Here is a 26704-nt window from a genome sequence, read left to right on the forward strand (position 1 = left end):
TTATTAAAAGCTATTTATGGCTATTATATTAAATATAGAAACGACAACAACTAATTGTTCAGTCTCTTTATCGCAAGATGGAGAGACTTTAGTTTTAAAAGAGAATAATGATTCTGGTTTTTCTCATGCAGAAAAATTGCATGTATTTATTAAAGATATCTTTGAATTAGCAAAAATAGGAGCTAAAGATATAGATGCTATATCAATTAGTAAAGGACCAGGTTCATATACAGGGCTACGTATTGGAGTTTCTACGGCTAAAGGCTTGTGTTATTCATTAGATAAACCATTAATATCTATATCTACATTGTTGTCTTTAGCTCATCAAATCAATGTAAAAGAAAAAGAATTAATAGTACCTATGTTAGACGCTAGGCGTATGGAAGTATACTCAGCAATATATAATCCTGATTTTTCAATTTATAGAGAAATAGAAGCACAAATTATTGATAAATTTAGTTTTTCAAGTTTATTAGAAAGCTATAAATTATACTTTATTGGGAGTGGTGCAGAGAAAATGAAATCTATTATAAATCATCCTAATGCGGTTTTTATTGATAATAAGTATCCATCTGCATCTACAATGGGATTTATAGCAAATAAAAAGTTCAAAATAAGCGCATTTGAAAATCTCGCCTATTTTGAACCTTATTATTTAAAAGATTTTGTAGCTATAAAAGCTAAATAAAAAATTATAAGGATGTTATATACTGTGCAACTTTAATTAAATCCTCTTCTTTATTTGTAGATAATTTATTGTCTTTTAAATATGTTTTAATTGCTTTTGCGTGTTTAGGAAATGCATTTAAAAGCTCTTTCTTTTTGGTAGGCATAAAAGAGATATTATCTCCTTTTTTTATGAAGTAAGTATCACTCTCTCGTTTAAACTTAGCAGGTTTATCTTTTTGATAAGTTGAAGTTGCTTTTACGGTGTCATAGTATTTAATATTTTCTCGTTTTAATAAAGAAAAAGAATCATTTTCACTAACAACTGCTAAAAACCCTTTTTTTGAAACACCATCTTTAGTTAGATAATAATAAGTTTTGTAAATTTTATTAGTTTGAGTGAATATAACTTCGTAATCATTTTTTACATCTAAAGCAATAATCTTTGTGCCTAGATTGATTTCCATCTCGCCATTATACGCATTATACCTACCAGTAAATATATTATTCTGTCCTTTTATTTTTATAGGCAGAAAAGCTTCATTTACATAAGGAGAACCTTGCGCATCAATTCTTTTACTTGCATCAGCAGACATTCTTAATTTTTCTGTTGCAACATCTATACTCGTTACACCTTGTGCATATATAAAATTAAATCCACCTAATATTAATCCAGTAATCAATGTAATTTTTTTTATTGTCTTCATAATTTCTATAGTTGATTTTAAAATAGAAATATCCAAAATCATGCCAATTATTTGATTTTTAATATTTTCGAACATTTCTAAAATACAATTATTTTTTATAATGTAAAATTTTAATCGTATTAAATAAAAAAGCAATGCTATGCATTGCTTAAAGAATTGTATTAAATATCTTATAATTAAGAAATCATTTTGTCAATTCTGTTTATGTATTTCTACTTGATGAGGGTACGGTATTTCTATGTCGGCTTTATCTAATGCTATTTTAGTATTTTCAGTGATATCAAAATAAACTGTCCAGTAATCATCTGCCTTACACCAAGGACGGACAGCAAAATTTACAGAGCTATCTGCTAACTCAGAAACATTAACAGTTGGTTCTGGGTCGTTAAGAACTAATGGATGATTAATAAGTACAGACATTAAAATAGATTTAGTTTCTTTTATATCCGAATCGTAACTAACTCCAAATGTTAAATCTACACGTCTAGTACCTTCTGTGTTATAATTTATAATATTTCCATTGGATAATGATCCGTTTGGAATTATAATTTCTTTATTGGATAAACCTCTAAGTTTAGTAGTAAATATTGATATTTCTTTCACAATACCAAGTTCTCCTTGAGCTTCTATAAGATCATCAACTTTAAAAGGTTTAAAAATCATTATTAAGACTCCTCCGGCAAAGTTGCCTAGAGAACCTTGTAAAGCTAAGCCTATTGCTAAACCTGCTGCAGCTAATATAGCAGCAAATGAAGTGGTTTCTATACCAACAGTACTTAATACAACTATAATTAAAAGAATTTTTAATGACCAGTTTAACAAATCAGATAAAAATTTACTTAAACTTATATCATACTTGGCTTTTTTCATTGCAGATTTAAGACCTTTGGTAATCAATTTAATCACGAAATTACCAATTACCCATATCAGAAATGCCATAATTAATTTAGGCCCATAATCTAAGAGAATTTCAAAACCCTTATCTATCCATAATTTAATGTTCATACTTTACGTAAATCTATGCAAAAAGCCTAATTCTTAATTTTAATAAGAATTAGGCTTTTTATAATTTTATATATTATAATTTTATAAGGTACTTATGTGTTTAGCAATTTTAACTAAATCTTCTTCCTTAGTAGTAGATAGTTTATTTTCTTTAATAAAAGCCTTTATAGCTTTTGCTTGCTTAGGATAAGCTTTTAAAAGAGTCTTCTTTTTTGTTGGTAAAAATGTAATTTTGTTTCCTTTTTTAAGGTAATAAAAATCATTTTCTCTTTTAAATTTTGCAGGCTTAGGTTGTTGATAAGATGATAAAGGCTCAATTCTTTCAAAATACTTGACAACTTCTTGTTTTAAAATTGCAAAATCTTCACTTTCATCTACAACGGCTAAAAATCCATTTTTAGAAACTCCTTTTTCTGTTTGGTAAGAAAATGTACGATATATTTTATTGGTCTGAGTAAAAATAACTTCGTAATCAGAACTTTTATCTAAGGCTATTATTTTTGTACCTAGATTAACCTCCATTTCACCATTGTATGCATTAAATCTTCCTGTAAATATTTGATTGTCAAAGCCTTTAACTTTTACAGGCAAGAAATTATCATCTACATAAGGTGATCCTTGCGCATCAATTGGTTTACTGGCGTCAGCCGACATTCTCAACTTTTCAGTAGCTACGTCTATGCTTGTTGCTCCTTGACTATAACCAAAATTGATTACTCCTAATACTATTATTGCTATTGCTGATATATTCTTTGTTAGTTTCATAATTTTATAATCTATATCTATTTTTATATTATACAGTATCTATATTGATCTAAAGGATTATTTACGTAGTATCTAAAGTCGCTTTAAATTAATTTTTCTTACATTAAAAGATGCGAATCTATAAATTATATATGATAATAAAAACACAAAAAATGTTAACTAATTGTTAATTGCTGTAACAGAAATGTCTAGGTCATTAAGCATTTCTTTTAACATGTTCTCTATACCATTTTTTAAAGTAAAAGTAGATGATGGACAACCGTTACAAGCTCCTTGTAGTAAAACTTCTACTTTTTTAGTATGGGGATTATAGGATTGAAATTCTATATTTCCTCCATCACTTGCAACAGCAGGTTTTACGTACTCTTCAATTATATTTATAATAGTCTTAGAGGTGTCATCTAAAGATTCAAAATGACGTTCTATTTTTTTTTCTTCAGTTTTTGTTTGTTGAGAAATAGGTGTATTTAAAATAGGGTTGCCTGCTTCGACATAGTTTTTTATAAAATCTCTTAATTGAAAAGTAATATCACTCCATTCAGCAATGTCATATTTTGTTATGGAAATGTAATTTTTATCAATAAAAACATTTTTAACAAATGGGAATTGAAATAACTCAGAAGCCATAGGAGATACTTTAGCTTCATCTATTGAAGAAAATTCACAAAGTTGAGCCACCAAAGCTTTATTACATACAAATTTTAGCACACTCGGATTTGGAGTGCTTTCAGCATAAACAGTTACAGCAGTTTTAGATTTAGAAACTTCCTCTTTTACAACAGTTTTATTACTATTTAAATAGTTTTTTATTTGTTCAGCTACTTCTTCTTGCACATCTGACCATTCAACAATATTATAACGTTCTATAGCCACAAAATTAGAGGCTATATATATTTTTTTTACAAATGGAAGATGAAATAATTGTTGAGCCAAAGGAGAATTCTTGGCATCATCAATATTATTAAATTCATAACTATTATGCTCGGTTAAAAATCGATCGGCTTCAAATTTTAATATAGTATTATTTGATGTTTCTTGAATTTTAATATCAGTAGGAGTCATTCTTTTTTTTTGCAAAAATATGAAATAACAATATTAAACGTTATGTGTTTAACTAAGTTTTACTAATCGTCTATGGCTTAATTTTACTTAGTCATTAATGTAATTGATAGGTTATCTATCATAAAAATTTATATATTTGGCAGTAAGAGATGTTTTTTACAATAGAAATTGTTTAAAATTTAATTACACAATTGTATTAAATATTGAATACAAAGCCCATTTCACTTTGAAACTAGACATATGAGATTAAAGAAAATTTGTTTAATAATCTTAATTACTTTAATACCTGTTATTGGATCTTCTCAAGAAGGTCTACCTATTTATTCAGATTATTTAACAGATAATTATTATTTACTACACCCTTCAATGGCAGGGATTGCTAATTGTGCTAAGATAAGACTTACAGCGCGCCAGCAATGGTTTGGTATAGATGATGCGCCTAACTTACAAACATTAAGTGCTCATGGCAGAATAGGTGATTCGCAATCTGCTGTTGGTGCAATAGTATATGATGATGCTAATGGATTTCATTCTACAACAGGAGCGCAAGTAACTTACGCTCATCATTTATTATTTTCACGTAATGAAGTAGATTTAAATATGTTGTCTTTTGGATTAAGTGTAGGTTTTAACCAATATAAATTAGATGAATCTTCGTTTTTAGCTCCTGGTGAATTTGACCAACTAATAGCGGGAATAGAGCAAAGTGCAACAAATTTTAATATAGATGTAGGTTTTTCTTATCATTTTCTAAATTTCTATGCAATTGCTACTGCTAAGAATATACTTGAAAATGAGGGAATTAACTTTAATGAGCAAGGCTTTGCTTTTAATAACTTGAGAAGTTATTTAGTATCAGTTGGAAATGTGTTTCATAAGTATGGAAGTGATTGGAGTTTTGAGCCTTCATTATTATACTTTTATAGAGATGCTACAAGAGAAAACTCAATTGATGTAAATGCTAAAGTCTATAGAGAAATGGATTTTGGAAAAATATGGGGAGGTCTATCTTACAGACGTAGTTTAGATGGAGCAGAATTTTTAGAAGGTAATGACGTAAGTAGTCAAAAACTACAAATTTTCACACCATTTGTAGGAGTGGATTTTGATCAATTAACATTTGCATATACATTTTCTTATCAAGCCAATACAATAAATTTCAATACAGGTGGTTTCCACCAAATAACACTTGGGTACAACTTTAATTGCAAGCGAGAAAAATATGATTGCGATTGCCCTGCAATAAACTAATAATTAAAGCCTCGAAAATATTCGAGGCTTTTTATTTGTATTTCATTTTAATTCTAAAAAAACCAAGAATACGTGAATCTATCATTTCAATGCGTAAATGAGATATATGACTTAGTATTATAGCCTATTTTTAAAGATATTATAAGGATTTTGATTTTTTTGATTTTTTGAAACCAATTAAAGTATGTATGTTTATTCTAGTTTATACATTTTATATCATTGAAAGCAACTAGCAAACATATAGTAATTTTTATACTACTTTGTATTTCATATACAGGGTTAGGGCAAAATAGCGAGCTGAAAAAAAAGAGCAGTGCTATTTTTACGGTAAGAGGTTCTGTATACCACAAGTACTCAAACGATCCAATCAACTTAGTTAATATAGAAGTTAATGGAGGTGCTTATGCCGTTACAGGAAGTGATGGTTCTTTTAGAATTAAAGTTAAAATCGGAGACGAACTTGTTGTAAGACATAAAGATTTTGAAACGGTTTATTATACTATAGAAAGTGATGAACGTGTAGTAATAGAAGTAGAACCAGAACAACCTAAACCATCCCGTAAGGAAAGGCTTAAGCAAAGTATACAAACATTTAATAAATTAATAGATTCTGCCAATTTTTATCTCAAAACTGACGCAGAACAGAGTATTCATTTTATTGCAGATGCACTCAATGAAAGTACATCTCAAGATCAAAATGCCGAAGCATATAAAACACTAGGAGATTTGTATATGCATTGGAAACAATTTGATTTGGCGATTAGTAATTACCGAATTAGTCTTCAGAATTCTAAAATAAACGAAACACAATTAAAACTAGCAAAAGCATATAAAAACAATAAAAATTACCAAGAAAGTTTAGAAATTTATTCAAACTTTAATATAGAAGATTTATCGAATTTCCAAGAGATAGAATACTATGAAAATTTTGGGGACACTTATATAGGAACAAAAGATTATAAGTCTGCTATATCTATATATGAAAAAGGATTAAAAGTTGCTAAGGATTATAAAATAAACTCTAAAACTACAGACTTAAACTCTAAAATAGCTCAAGCCTATAATTTAGATGGAAATATAATAAAAGCTAAAGGTTTTTTTAATAGCTCATTAAGTTTGGCAGAAAAAGAAAATAAAAAAAGGGCATTAGAAGAAAAAATAACAGTAGCAGAATTCAATAATACAGCTAAGAATTACACAGACGAAATTTCATTGCGCAAACAAGCAGTAGAAGATATAAAAGAAATAGAGTCGGATTCGTTTATATCTAATGAGAGTAATATTACACCACAAAAACAAAATTATAAAATAGGAAATGCGTACTATCTTCAAAAGGATTACGATTCTGCAATTCCGTACCTTGAAAAGAGTATACAAGAAGCAGATAGTAGAGCAGATTTAATTATAAAAAACAATGCACTTAGACGCATTGCAGATGTTTATGAAAATAAAGGAGATTTTGATAAAGCAAAACAAAAATTTCAAGAATATATAGCATCTGTAGACGAACTTTATACAAAAAAAGAGCAAGAGATATACCAAGCGGCGCGTTCTCAAAGAAATATTATTGAAACACAAAACCGTATTACAAGCTTAGAGAATGATAGAAAGTTCAATCAAATAAGATACGATCTTACAAATCGTAATCAGCAAATTATTATTTATTCACTTTCAGGAGGATTATTATTACTGCTTATAGGAAGTTATTTTGCCTATAAATATATAAAACAACAGCGTCTTGCTAATAATCTATTGGCCTTAAAATCGCTGAGAAGTCAGATGAATCCGCATTTTATTTTTAATGCTTTAAATTCTGTAAATAGTTTTATAGCTACAAATGACGAACGCACGGCAAATAGATATTTATCTGATTTTTCATTTTTAATGCGAGCTGTTTTAGAAAATAGCGAAGAAGATTTTATTCCCTTACAAAAAGAAATCGACCTGCTAGAACTTTATGTTAAACTAGAACATTTTAGATTTCAAGATAAATTTGATTACGCTATAGAAGTAGAGAAGACTGTAGATGTTGAAAAATTTAAAATTCCACCAATGTTATTACAGCCTTATATAGAAAATGCAGTTTGGCATGGCTTACGTTACAAAACAGAAAAGGGATTGTTGAAAATTTTAATTGCCTCTAGGAGCAAAGATGAGATAATAATTAGCATTATTGATGATGGAGTAGGAAGAGTAAGATCTAAAACCTTAAAAACAGATAATCAAAAGAAACACAATTCTAAAGGATTAAGTAACATAAAAAAACGAGTTGCCATTTTAAATGACATGTATAAAGATAAAGTAGATGTATCAATAGAAGATTATCAAAATTCTGAAGATACAGGAACCAAAGTTGTAGTAACCTTAAAGAAAGACTAGTATGAAATTAAAAGCAATACTTGTAGAAGACGAAGAAAAAAGTAGAGAAATACTAAGAAACTATTTAACTAAATATTGCCCTAGTATTTCAATTATAGGTGAAGCAGCTAATGTTGAAGATGCTTTAATATTAATTAGAAATCACGATTTAGATGTAGTGTTCTTAGATGTAGAAATGCCGTTTGGTAATGCATTTGATTTATTAGAGAAAGTTGGGCATGTCGATTTTCAAACCATATTTGTAACGGCATACAACCATTATGCTATAGAAGCCTTAAATGCACATGCCTCGTATTATTTAATGAAACCTATCTCTATAGATGAACTTATAAAAGCAGTAGATTATGTTACCGAAATTAGAGCAAAAGAAGAAGCTCTACAGGATGAAGTTTTAATTCCTAAAACTAATATTGTAGAAGGTAAAATAACCATTCCGCAATTAGATGGTTTTGAAGTTATTGAAACTAAAGACATATTATATTGTAAGGCTGATGATAATTATACCGAAATTTATTTAAAGAGCAATAAAAAGAAATTGGTAAGTAAAACATTAAAATATATTGAAGAAGCATTGGTAGATGCTAATTTTGCAAGAGTCCATAAAAGTTATTTGGTTAATGTTAATGAAGTTGTAAAGTACCTAAAAGGTAAAGGTGGTAGTGTGGTATTAAGTAATGGCAAAGAAATTATGGTATCTGCTTCTAAGAAATCGGATTTGTTATCTTATTTTAAATAAAATGATACTGAGAATAAGTTTATTTTTATGTCTTAAATAATTAATCAAAAGGGAATCTTAACTAACAATTTTGAGATTCCTTTTTTTCAAAGGAATAATATGCCAATAATAAAACCAGTAAAAGGTAAATACCCACAAATACCAGAAGATTGTTATGTTGCCGAAAATGCCACTATAGTTGGTGAGGTATCAATGGGTGAGCAATGTAGCGTTTGGTTTAATGCAGTAATCAGAGGCGATGTGCATTATATTAAAATGGGAAATAAGGTCAATGTGCAAGATGGAGCAGTGATCCACGCTACATACCAAAAATCACCAACTAACATAGGCAATAATGTCTCTATAGGACATAATGCTATAGTACATGGCTGCACCATACATGATAATGTGCTTATTGGTATGGGAAGTATTGTTATGGACGATTGCATTATAGAAAGTAATAGTATTATTGCCGCTGGTGCAGTAGTAACTAAAAATACAATTGTTGAGTCAGGAACAATATATGCTGGTGTGCCAGCAAAGAAGGTAAAAGATATTAGTCAAGAATTAATTTCAGATCAGATAGATCGAATTGCTAATAACTATCTAGAATACTCAAGCTGGTTTAGAAATTAATAAGCTATTAATTTGCGTTATTAATTCTTCAAGAGCGTCAATTCTATTTAAGGTTTTAGAATCAATAAAGGTTGATAAAACACCATTATCATCTTTTAGAATTATTGGGTAGCTGAAATTTTTGTTCGGATGTGTTTTTTCAAATTCATCCGTATGAAGAAATTCCATAGCAATAGAACTTTGGGTTCTAAATTCTTTCCAAATTTTATTTTCAGAAAAAGTGCCATGTGTTAATGTGCATAAACTGCACTGATAGGTCTTTGGGCTTATCAGTTTATGACCAGCATCTAAAAGTGCATTTAATTTACCCGATTTAGCATTATATACAAATATGAGCTTCATTTATAATTAGTTGCTATTTTACACATAAACTTACGGTTTAGAAGTCTAAGAAAGTGGCTTTAAATTTATGATTTAAAATGTTCTCTAAAATCGTAGTGTCTTTATTTGTATATAATTCTATTTTAGGGATAGATCTATCTTTATTTAATAGACATGCTTGCTCTAAGATTGACTTAGTTTGTTTAGCAACTGCCAAACCAGAATCTATAATTTTTATATGTTGTGGTAAAATTTTAGTAAGAAGCGGAATTAAATACGGGTAATGCGTACAGCCTAATACTAGATAATCGATATTAGCATCAAGCATAGGTTGAGTGTATGTTAAAAGCAAGTTTCTCATTTCGTCAGAATCTATTTTTCCAGCTTCAATAAGAGGAACAATGCCTTCGCCTATTCGTTCTATAATGGTAATCCCTTTACTATATAAATTAGATGTTTCATGAAACAGAGAGCTACTTAAAGTGCCTTTAGTAGCTAGTATGCCAATAGATTTTGTAGTTGTTTTTAAAGATGCAGGCTTTATAGCTGGTTCAATACCAATAAAAGGGGTGTTGTAATTTTTTCTAAGATAGTCTATAGCATTTGTAGTAGCCGTATTGCAAGCAACTACAATAACTTTACAGCCTTTATTGATAAGTAACTCGGTATTTTTAATGCTAAGCTGTAATATATCTTCGGCAGATTTATTACCATAAGGAGCATTTTTGCTATCTGCTAAATAAATAATTGCCTCGTAAGGTAATAAGGTATTTATCTCTTTAAAGATAGATGTACCGCCAATACCCGAATCAAATATACCTATAGGTTCTTTACACATTATGAGTCGTCCTAAAATAAGTTGACGATTAATAATAAATTTATATTAATGCAGTGAAGGTGTTTTAACTGCATTTTTGTTGTGTATAAAATTAGGTGTTTTATAGTTAAGACTCAAATGTGGTCTTAATATTATTGTATGTTCTAATAACTTCTTTTACTTTCCTTTATTTACTTCATTAATATACTTTTTCAACGCCATTGTCATTGATGGTGTTTCTGGTGTTGGCGCAGCAATATCTACTCTCAAACCTTTTGATTCAACAGCTTTAATTGTTGTGTTTCCAAAAACAGCAATACGTGTATTATTTTGTTTAAAGTCTGGGAAATTATGAAATAATGATTCAATACCAGAAGGACTAAAGAAAACTAATATATCGTAATATACATTAGCTAAATCAGATAAGTCACTGATTACCGTTTTATAGAATGTAGATTGCTTCCAATTAACTTCTAGCTTGTCTAATGTATTAGGTATAATAGGTTTTACTTTATCCGTAGTAGGTAATAAAAATGTTTCGTCTTTGTATTTTTTAATTAATGGAGATAAATCTTCAAAATTACGTTTGCCTACATATATTTTACGTTTTCTGTAAACAACATATTTTTGTAGATAGTAAGCAACAGCTTCAGATTGACAAAAGTACTTCATTGAATCTGGTACTTTAAAACGCATTTCGTCGGCAACTCTAAAAAAGTGATCTACAGAATTTCTACTCGTAAGTATAATAGCAGTAAACTTGCTTAAATCAATTTTTTGTTGTCTAATATCTTTTGCTTCTACTCCTTCAACATGAATAAATGGCCTAAAATCAACTTTTACTTTTTGACGCTCTTGTAAATCAAAATAAGGAGAGTTCTCTATTTTAGGCTCTGGCTGTGATACTAATATCGTTTTCACTTTCATACACAAACACTTTTTTTAAGCTAAGTAATCTTTAATTGCCTTATACAAAATAATATAAGGTCCAATTTCAAGTGCGCAAAGATACAATAAAAAATAGAAAAAATTAGCTAATATTAATTTTTGATAATTCTTAAAAGAAGTGATAAAGCCAATGCTATTAATCAATAAAAAAACGATGATTACTACGCATATGGCAATATTAGAAACATTTAGACCAAATAGTAAAATTAAATTTGCAATAAGTAAAACAAGGCCAGAAAAATTTTTGAAAGTTGTTTTTTGAAAGACATAGCTATCAATAATAGCATCAATTTCAAAAAGACTACTTATTAAGCGTTCTATTAATACTTTTATAAGAAATAGCGCACTTACAGCAAAGAGAAGTTTTAAAAAACTTAAGATATCAAAGGTTATTGGAGAGACAAGATGTGAGTATGATATATGAATAAAGATACTTAATCCAATGGTAAAGTTGGCAAACAATAAACCATCAAAAGCATCTATAAATTTTTGTTCTTTTGAATATATCTTGAGATATTTTGAATTTCCTAAAACTAATAGAAAATCATTAAAGCGAAGTCCAAACAAATATTTAGCCGCAGTAACAAACAATAGACTAGTTATACAAAGTAGAGTAAACCATTCGTATGTTATAAACTCACGTATCATAAGGCTAATTTATAAAGAAAAATTAAAGCGAAAGAATCTACAACAGATTAAATGCAAAAGGTTAATTAAATCTGTATTATCACTTAAAAATTTTACTTTTGCTAAAATTAGAAATTTATGACTGATGCTGTTGTCATCATCCCAACGTATAATGAAATAGAAAACATTGAAGCAATAATAAATGCTGTTTTTGCGCAACCTAATATGTTTGATGTTTTAATTGTTGATGATAACTCACCAGATGGAACTGGTAAAAGGGCTAAAGAAATGCAAGCCATTTATCCAGAACGTTTATTCTTACTATCAAGAGAAGAAAAAAGCGGTTTAGGGACTGCATATATTTCTGGTTTTAAATGGTGTCTAGAAAAAAAGTATCAATATATATTTGAGATGGATGCCGATTTCTCTCATAATCCAGAAGATTTAAATAAACTGTATAAAACTTGTAAAACGGATAATGTAGATTTAGCTATTGGTTCACGTTATATTAAAGGAGTGAATGTGGTTAATTGGCCGATGTCTAGAGTATTGTTGTCTTATGGAGCTTCTAAGTATGTTCGGTTAATTACAGGAATGAAAATACAAGATACAACAGCTGGGTTTGTATGTTATAAGCGTTCTGTTTTAGAAACAATAAATCTCAACGCTATTAAATTTATAGGATATGCATTTCAAATTGAAATGAAATTTAAAGCGTATAAAAAAGGATTTCGTATTGTAGAAGTACCCGTTATATTTACAGATAGAACAAAAGGAAAGTCAAAAATGTCTGGAGGCATTATTTCTGAAGCCATTTTTGGTGTTATAAGTTTAAAATTAAATAGTCTCTTTAAAAAATAAATAAAAGAATGAATAATAAAACACTAATAAAAAATGCAAAAATAGTTAATGAAGGAGTCATTTTTGAAGGTGATGTACTTATTGAAAATGAAATAATTTCGGCTATTGAGACTTCAATTAGTGTTAAGTCTGCAGATATAAATGTTATAGATGCCGAAGGCAAATATCTGTTTCCAGGAATGATTGATGATCAGGTTCATTTTAGAGAACCAGGATTAACTCATAAAGCCGATATAGAGTCTGAATCTAGAGCCGCCGTTGCTGGAGGTATTACTTCGTTTATTGAAATGCCTAATACAAACCCTCAAACGACTACTGTAGAAAAGTTAGATGAGAAATTTGAAATAGCGTCAAAATCGTCTTATGCTAATTACTCCTTTATGTTTGGAGGAACAAATGATAATTTAGAAGAAATATTAAAAGTAGATCCCAAAACTGTAGCTGGGTTAAAACTATTTTTAGGATCTTCTACAGGAAATATGTTAGTAGATGATCCAAAAGTTTTAGAAACGATATTTAAAAGTACAGATATGGTTATTTCTGTGCATTGCGAAGATGAAGCTACCATACGTAAGAATTTAGCAAAATATAAAGAACAGTATGGAGATGACATTCCTATGGAGTTTCATCCTATAATTAGAAGCGAAGATGCGTGTTACATTTCTTCATCTAAAGCTATAGAGTTAGCTAAAAAAACAGGAGCACGTTTGCATGTATTTCATCTTTCAACAGCTAAAGAGACAGCATTATTTACTAATAAAATTCCATTAAAAGATAAAAAGATAACAGCAGAGGTTTGTATTCATCATTTATGGTTTTCAGAAGAAGATTATAAAGAAAAAGGCTCCTTAATAAAATGGAATCCAGCAGTAAAAAAAGCATCAGATAGAGATGGCTTATTAAAAGCTTTATTAGATGGAAGAATAGATGTGTTAGCAACTGACCATGCGCCGCATACTATAGATGAAAAAAATAACGTTTATACTAAAGCTCCATCTGGCGGTCCATTAGTACAACATGCTTTTGTTGCTTTGTTAGAACTATATCATAAAAATAAAATTTCGCTAGAACAGATTGCAGAAAAGATGGCACATAATCCGGCCATATTATTTGATGTTGAAAAACGAGGGTATATTAAAGAAGGCTATTATGCAGATTTAATTTTAGCAGATTTAAATAATCCGTGGACAGTTAATAAAGAGAATATAATGTATAAATGTGGTTGGTCTCCATTTGAAGGTAATACATTTAAAAGTAGAATTACACATACGTTTATCAATGGTCAATTATGTTATCAGAATTTTAAAGTAAAAAACGTAAAAGCCGGAAAACGTTTAACATTTAACAGATAAAATATGAAATATATATATGGAATATTTCTATTGGTTTTTATAACAAGTTGTGAGTCTAATATTAAACCCAAAAAACCAGAAAACTTAATCCCAAAAGAGGATATGACCAATGTGTTGTTTGATATGTTTGTAGTAAACTCAGCAAAAGGCCTTAACAAGAAATTATTAGAAGTAAAAGGCGTTTCTCCAGAAAAATATATTTTAGAAAAATATCAGATAGATAGTTTACAGTTTGCACAAAGTAATAATTATTACGCACACGATATAGAAACTTATAAAACAATAATCGAAGAAGTGAAAGAGAAAATCACAACACAAAGAAAAGTGTTTGAAGAGATTGAAAAGAAAGAAAAAGAAGAAGCAAATCGACGTAGAGATTCTATAAAAGCTGCGCAGAAAAAAAATGGAAGAATTATAAATGAAGATAGTATTAGGGCTACCCTTAAAATAAAATCTTAAAATTATAGATCCTCTAAAAACAATTGAGACACTTTTTTTATAGAATCATCTACTGAACTAAACTCAAATTCTAAAGCATTTTTAATTTTAGAATTATCATAAACCGTTTTGGTAATAATAGTTTTTGCAAGCTGTTTAGATAATTTTCTTCGTTTACCAAATAGTTTATGATTCAACCAATCTAAACGCCAAGCCAATTGTAGTTGCCAAGACTTTATCTCTTTTGATTTTTTTGTAATATTTAAATTTTCAGATACTTTCTCATTAAAAGATCTGAAAGATAGGTTATCTGAAACAACAATATAGTTTTCATTTTTAATAGTGCTATCCATAAGTTGTTGCATTACATTAACAACATCATAGACATCGACATAACCACTTGTACCTTTGGTGTAGTAGTTTTTGCCTTTATAAATTTGACGAAAAAAACTCCCGCTGCCTCCACCTCTCCAATAACCAGGTCCAATAATTATACCTGGGTTTACAATAACAGCGTCTAAACCTTCTTGAGTGCCACGCCAAACCTCTAATTCAGCACCATATTTTGTAATAGAATAAACACTATTATCCTCCTCAGGATTCCAATGCGTTTCTTCAGTGATTAAAGTTTCTTCATTTATATGACGCCCAATCGTAGCGATAGAACTCACATAACATAGTTTCTTAATAGCATGACTAATGCATAAATTTACAATATTAGCAGTGCCTCCTATATTTATTTTACGTAATGTTATGTATTTATCGGGTTCAAAAGAAATAAAAGCAGCGCAATGGTATACGTGAGTTATTCCAGTAAATGCAGTTTCTAATTTTGGAATATCAGTAATATCAGCTTCAATCCATTCAATAGTATTATATAGAGTTTCCCAATCTTCAGAGTAATAAGAAAACACATGTTTTACAGTCTCTAATTTATGAGGTCTCCTATAGATTGCTCTAATCGTCTTTTTTTGAGAAGCAAGTTTATATAACAAATGCGAACCAACTAAACCTGTTCCTCCAGTAACTAAAATCATAAACTCAATATTTCGTTAGGCTATGTTACTCGGTATAGCCGAAGTAAATGTAGTCTTTTTTACAATTGTCTTTTCTCTTTTACTATGGAAACATATCTTTGCTAAAGTTTAAAGATTGAAACTTAAAAGAAATGGCTAATAAATTAGTAGAAGAGTTAAGATGGAGAGGTATGGTTCATGATATCATGCCAGGAACAGAAGCGCAGTTAAATAAAGAAATGACAACGGCTTATATAGGCTTTGATCCTACATCTGATACTTTACATATAGGAAGTTTAGTGCCTATAATTTTATTAGTACATCTAGAAAAAGCAGGCCATAAACCCATAGCTCTTGTTGGTGGCGCTACAGGAATGATTGGTGATCCATCTGGTAAAAGTGATGAACGTAATTTATTAGATGAAGCCACTTTATTACATAATGTAGCAGGAATAAAAAATGTATTATCTCGCTTTTTAGATTTTAATGCCACTACAGAGAACGCACCTGTTTTAGTTAATAATTACGATTGGATGAAAGACTTTTCATTTATCGATTTTGCTAGAGATGTAGGTAAACGTATTACGGTTAATTATATGATGGCAAAGGATTCTGTTAAGAAACGTTTGTCTGGCGAAGAAGGTAATGTAGGCATGTCGTTTACTGAGTTTACATATCAATTAATACAAGGTTACGATTTTTACCATTTACATAAAGTTTTAGACTGTAAATTACAAATGGGCGGAAGTGACCAATGGGGAAATATTACTACTGGTACAGAATTGGTAAGGCGAATGAATGTTGGTGACGAGCAAGCTAAAGCCTATGCAATGACTTGCCCATTGATTACAAAAGCTGATGGCTCTAAGTTTGGGAAAAGTGAAGGAGGAAATGTTTGGTTAGATGCAACTAAAACATCTGTGTATAAGTTCTACCAATTTTGGTTAAATACAACCGATGCCGATGCCGAAAAGTATATTAAAATCTTTACGTTTTTAGATAAAGAGACTATTGAATCTTTAGTTAATGAACATAATGAAACACCACACCGACGTGTATTACAAAAACGCCTGGCTGAAGAAGTCACTACATTTGTGCATTCTAAAGCAGATTTTGAAAATGCAGAAAAAGCATCAAATATTCTGTTTAGTAAATCGTTTAAAGATGATATAAAAACTTTAGATGAAAGTACATTTTTAGATGTCTTTGAAGGAGTGCCACAAGCTGAATTGCCTAAGGAAGACTTGGCAAAAGGATTAGATATGATTGCTGCATTATCTGCAAAAACTAATTTTTTAAATTCTAATGGTGAAGCACGTCGTGCTTTAAAAGAGAATTCAGTAGCTGTCAATAAAGAAAAGGTAAAAGAAGATTATATATTATCTTCTAATGATGTTATTAATGACAGTTATATTATTATTAATAAGGGTAAAAAGAACACTTACATTATTAAACTGATTTAAAAGAGAAAGAGCCTAGGACTTCTCCTAAGCTCTTAACCAACCAATCAACTTTAAAACTATAATTACTTTTTCTTTTTCACAGAAAATGCTAATTTTTTATAGCTTCCCAATTTAAGTCGGCCTTACTTACATAACCTTTCACATCTTTTAAAATATTTTTTTCCCATAGCTCTAAAGTATTAGTTCCCCATTTGTTGTAGAATAAGTATAGCTTGCCATTTCGGATTTCAAAAGTTTTAGGATTAATACCAACTTTCTTAGATTTTTCTGCAATAGCATAGGCGCAATAGCCACCATATTGCGGAATATATTTTTCAGGAGCTTTTAAAAAAGCATCTAAATTATTTTGTGATGAAAATTTATAATTTACACCATCATGAGTTGTGGAGTATTTTTTATCACCTTCAATAGCTTCATTATTAAAATAAGCGACAACATCGTAACCTTCTGCTACATATCCTTTTTTTAGATTATAGTCAATAGATTGTGCATTTATACTAGAAACTCCAATAAAAAATGCAAAAATTAAATATCTCATAATATTTGTTGTTTATATAAATTTGTCGGCTTGTAAAAAGCTTTCTTACAAAACCATTAGGTTACAACCTCTAATGTCAGAGTTGTCAAAACGACCAATGATCTCAAAGCTATAATCATTGTAAACTCTACCTAAATCTTGTGAAGCAATAAAGGAGCACGAGTTTATATTGGCTAAATCAATAATGTTTATACCACCAGTTTTATTTGAAGTTTGTATTGTTAATGCATCTTCTGTGTCTCGTGTTAAAATCTTTAGCCATGGTGGGCATTTAAAAATACCGTTACCTTTTGAGTAAGCCTGACTTAAAAGTTCTGTCATTCCATACTCACTATGAATTTTTTTAACCCCAAACCCTTTTTTTAAGATGGTATGTAATTCACTTCTTATCATTTCTTTTCGCCTTCCTTTCATACCACCAGTTTCCATAACAATGGTGTGTTTTAAATTGAATTGAAAAGATTCAATCAAATCTAGTAAAGCAAAAGAAACACCAATTAATAATGTTTTTTGTCCTTTAGATTCTAAGATTTTTAATGTTTCGGCTAAAGCTTGAAGATTATTTAAATAAAACCCACTTTGTGGATGATTAGATTGAGTGATTAAATCATTAGCCATATAAACTAAAGAAGAGCCATCACGTTCTAAGTAATTAGGCAGTAAGGCGAGTACTGCATAATCTTTAACATCTCCATAAAAATGTCTGAAACTTTTATTATAACTCTTCTCATATAAAGATAAATCTGTAACGTGGTGTTTGCTAGCTAAACTTCCTGTTGTGCCAGAACTAGAAAAAATAGTTTCTATAGGCTTTTTATCACTAAGAATAATATGTGATTTAAAAAATTGAATTGGCAAAAAAGGAATTTCTTCAATACATGTTATATCACTTGGGTGTTTGTATAATAAATCACAAAACGAACGGTAAACCGGATTATTTTCAAACTGATATTTAAAAACATTAAGAGCAGCGGCTTCAAATTCTGAAGCGCTAGAAATATTGAAAATAGTATTTGGGTTTATCATACCAATTATAATAACGCAAAAGTATTATAAAAATAAAAAAGTGCTACAACTGTAGCACTTTTAAATAGATTAATAAGAAAAGAAGATTACCTAATCACTAATTTTTTAGTCACCGTAGCATTATCTTGTGTAATACGCATGATGTAAACTCCAGATTTTAGACTAGAAACATTTAAGCGACCATTAGACGGTAAAGCTTCATTCTTTACTTGTTTTCCTAAAATATCGTAAACCATAATAGAAATTGCTCCAGAATTTACTGTAGATATAGTTACTTCTCCAGTAGAAGTTGGATTAGGATATAATGAGAAATTAGTAACATTAAAATCATCGTTAGATAAAACTATGGCTAAACTAAAATCATCTGTATTCCTAGCAGTGAGAAAATATTCATTACCACTACGTTCATTTATAATTCCTGTAATATCAGTAGGCATAGTTGGTACTTCTCCTCCTTGAGTAATATAATCAGCTTCAAAAAAAGTAGACCTAAATGTAAAAGCATCTGGGCCTTGAGTCATTCCATATTCGGTACTGCTAATAAAAGTAGGAGTAGAATTATCCATAGTTACAGCAGTAACTGTAACTAATTCCGATTCATAAGTTTCAGGATTCATGGTTAAATCTAACAAAGAAACAGATTGTGGGGTTATTGTATTTCCAGTAGAACTTGGAGCTCCAGGATCTACAGAAGGCACAAATTGTATTGTGCCGTTAAATTCACCTAACCTTCCAAGAATGCCTGTAATGCCATCTCCTACAGTATATGAAGTAGTAATAATACCATTATCATCATCAATTAAAACTGCTCCAGTGGCGTCTTCAATATATTTTTGCCCTCTAAAATTTTCTCGTTGAAAAGTTAAAAAAACTTCACCAGTCAATTCATAAAAAGTTCCATCCTGGGGACTAGCCCTAAGTGTTGCAATATCCGCAACTTGAGTAGCAGATCCAATGCTAAAATCAATAATTTCAAAGTCTATTTGACTTCCGCCGTTAACAATTTCAGCAGTAACTTCAAATGTATCCCCATCTGAAGTAGAGTTAATAGTAAATGGACTGGTTTGATTAGTAAAAGTCATTGCCATACCTCCATTAGTAGAAACCAATATGTTTACTTCATCACCAGATTGTAAATTTGCTGCAGTAAAAACAACATCTACACTTGTAGTTCCTGGCGGAAGTTCTTCCATGTCTGAAGGTGATGAAATCGAAATAAAAGCAGTAGCAGTTGTAGAAAATGAACCAATAGGGAGTTCTTCATCACAAGTAGCATTTGTGGTACATCCATCAACAGCATTAGGTCCAGTAAATAACCAGTTATTAATATCAAAAGTGCTGCCATCAGGTCCAGTTCCACTTATTCTATAAGCTCCACCATCTAAATATTCCCATGGCTGTCCTGTCCCGTCAGTATTAATATCTCCAAAGGTATCTATAACTGCACCGTTAAAAAATAATTCTAAAGCATCATCTCCATTAATATTTGCGGATGAATCAATATAATCTGCAGTAACTCCAAAATAAGTCATTACAGATGGTCCTTCCGAAGTAATATAAATGAAATCACCTGCATTAGCTGAACCAGCAAAGGTTAATTCTTCTCCATCTGTTCCGCCACCATTGTTGGCAGATCCAAAACCATAGACAGATAAATCAGCTATGTCATTGATAACATATATTTCTACCAATTTAGGTAATCCACCAGACAGAGGTCCATCAAAAGCCCCAGATATAAGCATATCTTGCCCAAAAGAGACAGAAGTAGTTAAAAAAGTAAAAAGTAAAAAGTAAAGTTTTTTCATAGTTAATTGATTTTAAAGTTGACCATAAATATAATAAGAAATTATTAGATATACTTAGCTGTTTTTTAGATTTTTGACTCAATTTTACAATTTATTAATAGATATGACTTTAATACAAGAAAGATTTTATAATTGTAATTTCTATGTTAGCGAATTGTTATCAATTTTATCCTAGTAGCAATTAAAGTAGATATACTTTATATTTACATTGTAATAAATACCTCAAGGTTTGAAAAAAAAGGATATAAAGATATTACTAGTTGATGATGAAGCCGATATACTAGAAATTGTAGGCTATAATTTGTCTTCAGAAGGATATCAAGTTATAACAGCCGAAAATGGATTAAAAGCTATTGATAAAGTAAAAAAACATAAGCCTCATTTAATTATTTTAGATGTAATGATGCCAGAAATGGATGGTATTGAAGCTTGCGAAAAAATTAGAGAATTGCCAGATGTTGGAGATACTATTATTACGTTTTTAACAGCTAGAGGTGAAGATTACTCTCAAGTTGCAGGTTTTGATGCTGGCGCAGATGATTATATTACTAAACCAATAAAACCAAAAGTATTGGTTAGTAAAGTCAAGGCTTTGTTAAGACGCCTTAAAGAAACTAATGATTCTTCTGACTCCATATTAAAAATAGGAAATCTTGTTATTAATAGAGAAGAATATAAAGTTATTAATGAAGGCCAAGAAATTGTTTTACCTAGAAAAGAATTTGAATTATTATCTTTACTAGCAACCAAGCCTGGTAAAGTTTTTAAGCGCGACGAGATTTTAGATAAAGTCTGGGGAAACGAAGTTATTGTTGGAGGTAGAACCATAGACGTTCATATTAGAAAACTGCGTGAAAAAATAGGTGATAAATCTTTTAAAACTGTAAAAGGCGTTGGTTACAAGTTTGTCGACTAATGCAAAGAAATCTTAAAAAATCTTACCGATTTGCTTTTAAAACGGCATTATATGTAACGCTAATAGCGTCTACATTAATGAGTGTCTTTTTATACGTTTTTCACACCTTAGATTGGGAGTTTGTTATATTTCCTATTGCTTGTTATATTACTTGTTTTATAGTTATTCAGTTCCGTGTAGAGTATTTTATTTATAGAAGAGTAAAAAGAATATATGATGATCTTACACTCTTAGAATCTTCAGATTTACGTCAAAAACATATCACTACTGATATGAAAACGTTAACTCAGCAAATAGACGAGTATGCTAAAAATAAAAAGATAGAGATTGAAACACTTAAAGTAAGAGAAGAATATAGAAAAGAATATTTGGGTAATGTTTCACATGAGTTAAAAACTCCACTGTTTACAATTCAAGGTTATATAGAGACTTTGCTAGATGGAGCAATGGAAGATGAAAATCTTAGAAATAAATATTTAAATAGAGCAAGTAAAGGAGTAGAACGATTAAGTTATATCATTAAAGATTTAGATATGATAACTAAGTTAGAAGTTGGCGATCTTAGTTTAAATATTGAAGTTTTTGATATAGTAGAATTAGTTCAAAATGTATTTGATCTTTTTGAAATGAAAGCAGCCAAAAGTAAAATTACATTCACCTTTGATACAGAATACCAGAAACCAATTTACGTCAAGGCAGATAAAGAACGTATTCAGCAAGTATTAACAAATCTTGTTGTTAACTCTATTAAATATGGACACCAAAATGGAACGATAGAAGTTAGTATAGAAAACTTAATAAAAAATAAAGTTATTGTCAGAGTTACAGATAATGGCGAAGGTATTGATGAAGAACATCTACCACGCTTATTTGAACGTTTCTATAGAGTAGATAAAAGTGGCTCTCGTAGACAAGGAGGCTCGGGCCTGGGACTTTCAATTGTAAAACATATTATAGAAGCGCATAAAGAGCGTATCTATGTAGAAAGCGAACTCGAAGTGGGTAGTGAGTTTTCTTTTACTTTAGAAAAGGCTAAATAAATCTTTATAATCTAATTTATAATTTATTTTAGTAAAACCGTTATAGTTATCTATAGATTTTAATTGGTCTAAAGTAAATTCATCTTGGTGACAAAATGGAGCAATCTTATCTTTCATTAATTTTTTTGCCAAATAAATTTGTTCAAACTGTCCTGGTGTTGGAATGAAAAATGCTTTTTTTTCAAGTTTAGATAAATCCATAATGGTTGTATAACCAGATCGAGCTAGTATAATAGCACTATTATTTATAGCGGTTTCTAATTCGTCAGTGGTCATAAAATTATAAAATGTAATGTTGTTAATTTCTTTACGGTATTGATCTGCTTCAATAACACCTTTAATAAATATAACAGATACTTCTTTATGTGTTAATTCATGAATGAGCTTTTTCTCTAGAGTTGTACGTTGAGGTTCTGGGCCAGAAAGCAAAACCATAATATCATATGCGTTTTTAATGTTTTGTTTTTGTAACCGACTTAAAGAACCAATATATTTAACATTAAGATTCTTAGTTTGTGTATGTCCTAAATCACCACTTAAATTATAACTTCCTTTATGGTCAGGTACCCAGCATTCATCAAATTTTTCAATAATAGATTGATGAATTTTGCTGCTTAACCAAGTGGTATTACCACTCAATACTTTAAGCTGATGTGTTATAAAAACAGAAGGAACAGATTTATGTCGTATACCAAAACGATTGTCAGAAATAATACCATCAACTTTAGTACTCTCTATATATTTTTCAATGAAACGTCTTTCCTTTTTAATGGTTTTTAAAATATGAAATGAATTTTTTAGAAGTTTAAGCTTAATTTGATTTCCTTTTTTAGGATACGATATGTTATAAGAAGGTAATTCTAAAGTTTCTAGATTAGGAAACTCTTTTTTTAAAAGTGATAAAGCAACGCCATCTGAAGCAATAATAGGTTCAAACTCATTATCGATAAGAGCTTTTATTATTGGTATACAGCGCGTTGCATGCCCCAATCCCCAATGTAATGGGGCGACTAAAATTCGTTTTTTTTGTTTTATAGAGTAAGCTACAAACTCAGACATCTAATAGTATTGGGTTATAATTAAAGTTAAAATAAGGTAAATTTTAAAATCCCAATTATAGGCAAAGATAATCCTAAAATGTTTCCTTAATTTTGCCGAAAGATTAAATTATTGTGGGTAGCAAAAACAAATTAAAACGCTTTAAGGAAAACGAAACATTTTCAAATGTATATCAGCCAACTAGAGACGAATTGGTCAATGCCAGATATCAATATAAAGGGCAATGGAACAAAAGTGTTTTTAAAAATGATAACCCAATAGTATTAGAATTAGGTTGTGGTAAAGGAGAATATACTGTAGAATTAGCCAAACGGTATCCAAATAAAAATTTTATAGGTATAGATATTAAAGGTGCGCGTTTTTGGAGAGGAGCAAAAACCGCTATAGAAGAACAGATACCTAATGCAAGTTTTATAAGAACACAAATTGAATTGGTAGAGTATATATTTGATGAAAATGAAGTAGATGAAATTTGGATTACATTTCCAGATCCTCAAATTAAATATAAGCGTACCAAACATAGAATGACCAACCTTCAATTTATAGAACGCTATAAAAAGATTCTTAAAAAAGAAGGAATAATGCACCTTAAAACGGATAGTGAGTTTATGCATGGTTATACTCTAGGATTGTTACATGGCGCCAACCATGAAGTGCTATATGCCAACCATAATGTATACAAATTAGAAGGTAGCCCAGAGGAAGTTACAGAGATACAAACCTTTTATGAAAACCAATATTTAGAACATAACAAAGCAATTACGTATATTCGATTTAAAATCAACTAAAACTTGAGTATTACTGTTATCTTTTTTTTAGGCTTAATTGTGGCATTGGTAGGTGTTATACCGCCAGGATTACTCAATATGACTGCTGCTAAAATTAGCCTTAGAGAAGGAGCTGGTAGAGGTATAATGTTCTCTACCGGTGTTTGTTTGGTAGTATTTGTACAAACATATATTGCAGCTATTTTTGCACGTTATTTAAGTAATCGTCCAGATATAGTGGAGATCCTTCAGCGCGTTGCATTTGTAATATTTGTACTAATAACTATTTATTTTTTTCTATTGGCTTCCAAAGAAACTGAGCCAAAAATAGAGGCTGAAATTAAAAGTAAACACAGCCGATTTTTTAATGGTATGTTTCTTTCGGTGTTAAATGTATTTCCTATTCCATATCAAGCTTATATGACCATTACACTAGCATCTTTTGGTGTTATGGATTTTGAACGTTTAAGTATTATAACATATGTAACGGGTGCATCAATGGGTACTTTTGTGATGCTCTATGTCTATATCTTCTTCTTTGATAAAATAAAAGACAAAGCATTTACGTCTCAAAAGAACATGAATTATATCATAGGATCTGTAACAGGCATAGTTGCTTTAATTACACTTATTAATATTTTAATGGAACTCTAATGAAACCAGAAACTCTAGGTTTTTTTGATCGTGTTTACGAAGTAGCTAAGCTTATTCCTTACGGACGAGTTACGAGTTATGGTGCAATTGCTAAATATTTAGGAGCTGCAAAAAGTGCGCGTATTGTTGGTTATGCAATGAATGGGTCATTTGGAAAAGATGTACCTGCACATCGTGTTGTAAATAGAAAAGGATTGCTAACAGGCAAACATCATTTTGAAGGGACTAACCTTATGCAGCAACTTTTAGAGAGTGAAGGCATAGAAGTTGTAGATAATCAAATTCAAAATTTAGAATCAATTTATTGGGATCCTTCCAAAGAATTATCATCTCATATATAGCTGCTATCATCATATAAAATTCATGTAATTTCATTTTATTTTCATTAACAAATATCTAAACATTTCGCAGTATCTTTGCATTTAGAATTAATCTTAATAAAGAAATTCCTTTTTACCGAAACATATATGAAGTTAAATAAACAAGATATATATAATGCCCTAAAAACGATAACAGCTCCTGGTGAAGGAGAAAATATGGTGGATAGTGGTGCAGTAACTAATGTTGTAACTTTTGCAGATGAAGTGATTGTAGATATAACTATAAAAAATCCAAGTCTACAAGCACGTAAAAAAACAGAAGTTGAAATTTTACAAACCATCCATAGAAAGGTTTACGAAAAAGCAAAAATAAAAGTTAATATAAAAGTAGATGCTCCTGTAGCACCAGCAAAGAATGAGATAAAAGGAAAAGCAATTCCTGGTATTAAAAATATTGTTGCTGTAGCCTCAGGGAAAGGAGGTGTAGGGAAGTCAACAGTTACAGCAAATTTGGCAGTAACTTTAGCTAAAATGGGTTTTAATGTTGGTGTTTTAGATGCAGATATTTATGGGCCTTCAATGCCTATTATGTTCGATGTGGCTTCAGAGCGACCATTATCTGTAACTATTGATGGAAAATCTAAAATGAAACCTGTAGAAAATTATGGAGTTAAATTATTATCTATAGGCTTTTTTACTAAACCAGATCAAGCTGTAATATGGCGAGGTCCTATGGCATCAAAAGCTTTAAACCAGATGATATTTGATGCAGCTTGGGGAGAATTAGATTTCTTATTATTAGATTTGCCTCCAGGAACAGGAGATATACATTTAAGTATTATGCAGGCATTACCAATTACTGGCGCTGTAGTTGTAAGTACTCCTCAAAACGTAGCTTTAGCTGATGCAAGAAAAGGCGTAGCCATGTTTGAACAAGAGAGTATTAATGTACCAGTTTTGGGAATAATAGAAAATATGGCGTATTTTACTCCAGAAGAATTACCTAATAATAAATACTATATTTTCGGAAAAGAAGGAGCTAAGCATTTAGCTGAAGATTTAGAAGTACCGTTTTTAGGTGAAGTTCCATTAGTACAAAGTATTAGAGAGGCAGGAGATGTAGGAAGGCCAGCAGCATTACAAATAGATAATGCTATAGAAAATGCTTTTGATGAAATTACTAGAGATGTTGTACAACAAGTAGTAGATAGAAATAAAGATTTACCAGCAACTGAAGCAATAAAGATTACAACAATGGCAGGATGTTCTGCTGTTAAAAAATAATTAACAAGATGAGTTCAGAAGAGATTAGACTAAATGTAGAAAAAGCTTTAGAAGAGATTCGTCCATTTTTACAAAGTGATGGAGGAGACATCTCTCTTTTATCTATAGAGGACGATAAGTTTGTTAAAGTACAATTAGAAGGTGCATGTACATCTTGTAGCGTTAATCAAATGACCTTAAAATCTGGAGTTGAAATGACCATTAAAAAGTATGCTCCGCAAATAGAGAATGTAATTAATGTAGAAGAATAATTAATGTGATTTTCA

29 protein-coding genes are annotated in these 26704 nt (G+C 30.1%); 16 read left to right on the forward strand and 13 right to left on the reverse strand.

Annotation, left to right across the window (positions count from 1 at the left end):
* Positions 1-16: 16 nt before the first annotated feature.
* Positions 17-688, forward strand: coding sequence for a tRNA (adenosine(37)-N6)-threonylcarbamoyltransferase complex dimerization subunit type 1 TsaB (gene tsaB / locus K8Z87_RS00355; RefSeq protein WP_227475442.1), 672 nt, complete (start codon positions 17-19; stop codon positions 686-688).
* A 4-nt stretch (positions 689-692) separates the two neighbouring features.
* Here the strand turns inward: tsaB and K8Z87_RS00360 are convergent, their stop codons facing one another.
* From K8Z87_RS00360 to K8Z87_RS00375, 4 genes are all read right to left on the reverse strand, one after another.
* Positions 693-1373, reverse strand: a complete 681-nt coding sequence (locus K8Z87_RS00360; protein ID WP_227475443.1) for a hypothetical protein — start codon at positions 1371-1373, stop codon at positions 693-695.
* Between the two features lie 192 nt (positions 1374-1565).
* A complete protein-coding gene (locus K8Z87_RS00365; RefSeq protein ID WP_227475444.1) occupies positions 1566-2378 on the reverse strand; it encodes a mechanosensitive ion channel family protein in 813 nt (270 codons plus the stop codon).
* A gap of 81 nt (positions 2379-2459) precedes the next feature.
* Positions 2460-3143: a hypothetical protein gene (locus K8Z87_RS00370; protein WP_227475445.1), complete on the reverse strand. Its 684-nt coding sequence runs from the start codon at positions 3141-3143 to the stop codon at positions 2460-2462.
* Between the two features lie 159 nt (positions 3144-3302).
* On the reverse strand, positions 3303-4205 hold the full coding sequence (locus tag K8Z87_RS00375; RefSeq protein WP_227475446.1) for a NifU family protein: 903 nt from the start codon (positions 4203-4205) through the stop codon (positions 3303-3305).
* A 240-nt stretch (positions 4206-4445) separates the two neighbouring features.
* Between K8Z87_RS00375 and K8Z87_RS00380 the strand changes: the two genes are divergently transcribed.
* The 4 genes from K8Z87_RS00380 (at position 4446) to K8Z87_RS00395 (ending at position 9186) form a co-directional block, all read left to right on the forward strand.
* A complete protein-coding gene (locus K8Z87_RS00380; RefSeq protein WP_227475447.1) occupies positions 4446-5456 on the forward strand; it encodes a PorP/SprF family type IX secretion system membrane protein in 1011 nt (336 codons plus the stop codon).
* Positions 5457-5675: 219 nt separating this feature from the next.
* Positions 5676-7835: a tetratricopeptide repeat-containing sensor histidine kinase gene (locus tag K8Z87_RS00385; RefSeq protein WP_227475448.1), complete on the forward strand. Its 2160-nt coding sequence runs from the start codon at positions 5676-5678 to the stop codon at positions 7833-7835.
* Between the two features lies 1 nt (position 7836).
* Positions 7837-8571 (forward strand): LytR/AlgR family response regulator transcription factor, encoded by a 735-nt coding sequence (locus K8Z87_RS00390; RefSeq protein WP_227475449.1) that lies wholly within the window; start codon positions 7837-7839, stop codon positions 8569-8571.
* Between the two features lie 99 nt (positions 8572-8670).
* On the forward strand, positions 8671-9186 hold the full coding sequence (locus K8Z87_RS00395; RefSeq protein WP_227475450.1) for a gamma carbonic anhydrase family protein: 516 nt from the start codon (positions 8671-8673) through the stop codon (positions 9184-9186).
* Here the strand turns inward: K8Z87_RS00395 and K8Z87_RS00400 are convergent.
* The 4 genes from K8Z87_RS00400 to K8Z87_RS00415 form a co-directional block, all read right to left on the reverse strand.
* Positions 9166-9528 (reverse strand): GTPase, encoded by a 363-nt coding sequence (locus tag K8Z87_RS00400; RefSeq protein WP_227475451.1) that lies wholly within the window; start codon positions 9526-9528, stop codon positions 9166-9168. The genes K8Z87_RS00395 and K8Z87_RS00400 overlap by 21 nt on opposite strands.
* Positions 9529-9565: 37 nt before the next feature.
* On the reverse strand, positions 9566-10345 hold the full coding sequence (murI, locus tag K8Z87_RS00405; RefSeq protein WP_227475452.1) for a glutamate racemase: 780 nt from the start codon (positions 10343-10345) through the stop codon (positions 9566-9568).
* 156 nt (positions 10346-10501) lie between these two features.
* A complete protein-coding gene (locus K8Z87_RS00410; RefSeq protein WP_227475453.1) occupies positions 10502-11251 on the reverse strand; it encodes a uroporphyrinogen-III synthase in 750 nt (249 codons plus the stop codon).
* Between the two features lie 15 nt (positions 11252-11266).
* The gene (locus K8Z87_RS00415; protein ID WP_227475454.1) at positions 11267-11920 is read right to left on the reverse strand and encodes a DUF4271 domain-containing protein; all 654 of its coding nucleotides are present in this window, start codon (positions 11918-11920) and stop codon (positions 11267-11269) included.
* Positions 11921-12037: 117 nt separating this feature from the next.
* Here K8Z87_RS00415 and K8Z87_RS00420 point away from each other — a divergent pair, with 117 nt between their 5' ends.
* From K8Z87_RS00420 to K8Z87_RS00430, 3 genes are read left to right on the forward strand one after another with little or no spacing between them, the layout of a single operon-like run.
* A complete protein-coding gene (locus K8Z87_RS00420) occupies positions 12038-12760 on the forward strand; it encodes a polyprenol monophosphomannose synthase (protein WP_227475455.1) in 723 nt (240 codons plus the stop codon).
* 8 nt (positions 12761-12768) lie between these two features.
* Positions 12769-14112 (forward strand): dihydroorotase, encoded by a 1344-nt coding sequence (locus tag K8Z87_RS00425; protein WP_227475456.1) that lies wholly within the window; start codon positions 12769-12771, stop codon positions 14110-14112.
* A gap of 3 nt (positions 14113-14115) precedes the next feature.
* Entirely contained in the window at positions 14116-14571 is a 456-nt protein-coding gene (locus tag K8Z87_RS00430; RefSeq protein WP_227475457.1) for a DUF4296 domain-containing protein, read from the forward strand.
* Positions 14572-14573: 2 nt separating this feature from the next.
* Here the strand turns inward: K8Z87_RS00430 and K8Z87_RS00435 are convergent, their stop codons facing one another.
* On the reverse strand, positions 14574-15587 hold the full coding sequence (locus tag K8Z87_RS00435; protein WP_227475458.1) for an NAD-dependent epimerase/dehydratase family protein: 1014 nt from the start codon (positions 15585-15587) through the stop codon (positions 14574-14576).
* Between the two features lie 131 nt (positions 15588-15718).
* On the opposite strand from K8Z87_RS00435, the gene tyrS reads away from it, so the two are divergent.
* Positions 15719-17029, forward strand: a complete 1311-nt coding sequence (gene tyrS / locus K8Z87_RS00440; protein ID WP_227475459.1) for a tyrosine--tRNA ligase — start codon at positions 15719-15721, stop codon at positions 17027-17029.
* 88 nt (positions 17030-17117) lie between these two features.
* Here the strand turns inward: tyrS and K8Z87_RS00445 are convergent, their stop codons facing one another.
* From K8Z87_RS00445 to K8Z87_RS00455, 3 genes are all read right to left on the reverse strand, one after another.
* Positions 17118-17567 carry a YHS domain-containing (seleno)protein gene (locus K8Z87_RS00445; RefSeq protein WP_227475460.1) on the reverse strand — a complete coding sequence of 150 codons (450 nt, stop codon included), beginning with the start codon at positions 17565-17567 and terminating at the stop codon, positions 17118-17120.
* A 45-nt stretch (positions 17568-17612) separates the two neighbouring features.
* Positions 17613-18593, reverse strand: coding sequence for a long-chain-fatty-acid--protein ligase (locus K8Z87_RS00450; RefSeq protein ID WP_227475461.1), 981 nt, complete (start codon positions 18591-18593; stop codon positions 17613-17615).
* Positions 18594-18679: 86 nt separating this feature from the next.
* Positions 18680-20398 (reverse strand): T9SS type A sorting domain-containing protein, encoded by a 1719-nt coding sequence (locus tag K8Z87_RS00455; protein WP_227475462.1) that lies wholly within the window; start codon positions 20396-20398, stop codon positions 18680-18682.
* Positions 20399-20627: 229 nt separating this feature from the next.
* On the opposite strand from K8Z87_RS00455, the gene K8Z87_RS00460 reads away from it, so the two are divergent.
* Positions 20628-21314, forward strand: coding sequence for a response regulator transcription factor (locus K8Z87_RS00460; RefSeq protein ID WP_227475463.1), 687 nt, complete (start codon positions 20628-20630; stop codon positions 21312-21314).
* Positions 21314-22354 (forward strand): sensor histidine kinase, encoded by a 1041-nt coding sequence (locus K8Z87_RS00465; RefSeq protein ID WP_227475464.1) that lies wholly within the window; start codon positions 21314-21316, stop codon positions 22352-22354. Before K8Z87_RS00460 ends, K8Z87_RS00465 begins: the two co-directional genes overlap by 1 nt.
* Here K8Z87_RS00465 and K8Z87_RS00470 read toward each other — a convergent pair.
* Positions 22337-23413, reverse strand: a complete 1077-nt coding sequence (locus K8Z87_RS00470; protein WP_227475465.1) for a glycosyltransferase — start codon at positions 23411-23413, stop codon at positions 22337-22339. The two genes, K8Z87_RS00465 and K8Z87_RS00470, sit on opposite strands and share 18 nt — an antisense overlap.
* A gap of 113 nt (positions 23414-23526) precedes the next feature.
* Between K8Z87_RS00470 and trmB the strand changes: the two genes are divergently transcribed.
* The 5 genes from trmB to K8Z87_RS00495 all read left to right on the forward strand — a co-directional run bounded on the left by trmB (position 23527) and on the right by K8Z87_RS00495 (position 26689).
* Positions 23527-24201: a tRNA (guanosine(46)-N7)-methyltransferase TrmB gene (gene trmB / locus K8Z87_RS00475; protein ID WP_227475466.1), complete on the forward strand. Its 675-nt coding sequence runs from the start codon at positions 23527-23529 to the stop codon at positions 24199-24201.
* 3 nt (positions 24202-24204) lie between these two features.
* Positions 24205-24834 carry a LysE family transporter gene (locus tag K8Z87_RS00480; RefSeq protein WP_227475467.1) on the forward strand — a complete coding sequence of 210 codons (630 nt, stop codon included), beginning with the start codon at positions 24205-24207 and terminating at the stop codon, positions 24832-24834.
* Entirely contained in the window at positions 24834-25175 is a 342-nt protein-coding gene (locus K8Z87_RS00485) for an MGMT family protein (RefSeq protein ID WP_227475468.1), read from the forward strand. Before K8Z87_RS00480 ends, K8Z87_RS00485 begins: the two co-directional genes overlap by 1 nt.
* Positions 25176-25301: 126 nt before the next feature.
* Complete coding sequence (locus K8Z87_RS00490; protein ID WP_227475469.1) at positions 25302-26438, forward strand: Mrp/NBP35 family ATP-binding protein; 1137 nt, start codon at positions 25302-25304, stop codon at positions 26436-26438.
* Between the two features lie 8 nt (positions 26439-26446).
* Positions 26447-26689 carry a NifU family protein gene (locus K8Z87_RS00495; RefSeq protein WP_227475470.1) on the forward strand — a complete coding sequence of 81 codons (243 nt, stop codon included), beginning with the start codon at positions 26447-26449 and terminating at the stop codon, positions 26687-26689.
* Positions 26690-26704 lie beyond the last annotated feature (15 nt).

This window comes from Winogradskyella immobilis (genome assembly GCF_021887715.1).
GTDB lineage: Bacteria > Bacteroidota > Bacteroidia > Flavobacteriales > Flavobacteriaceae > Winogradskyella > Winogradskyella immobilis.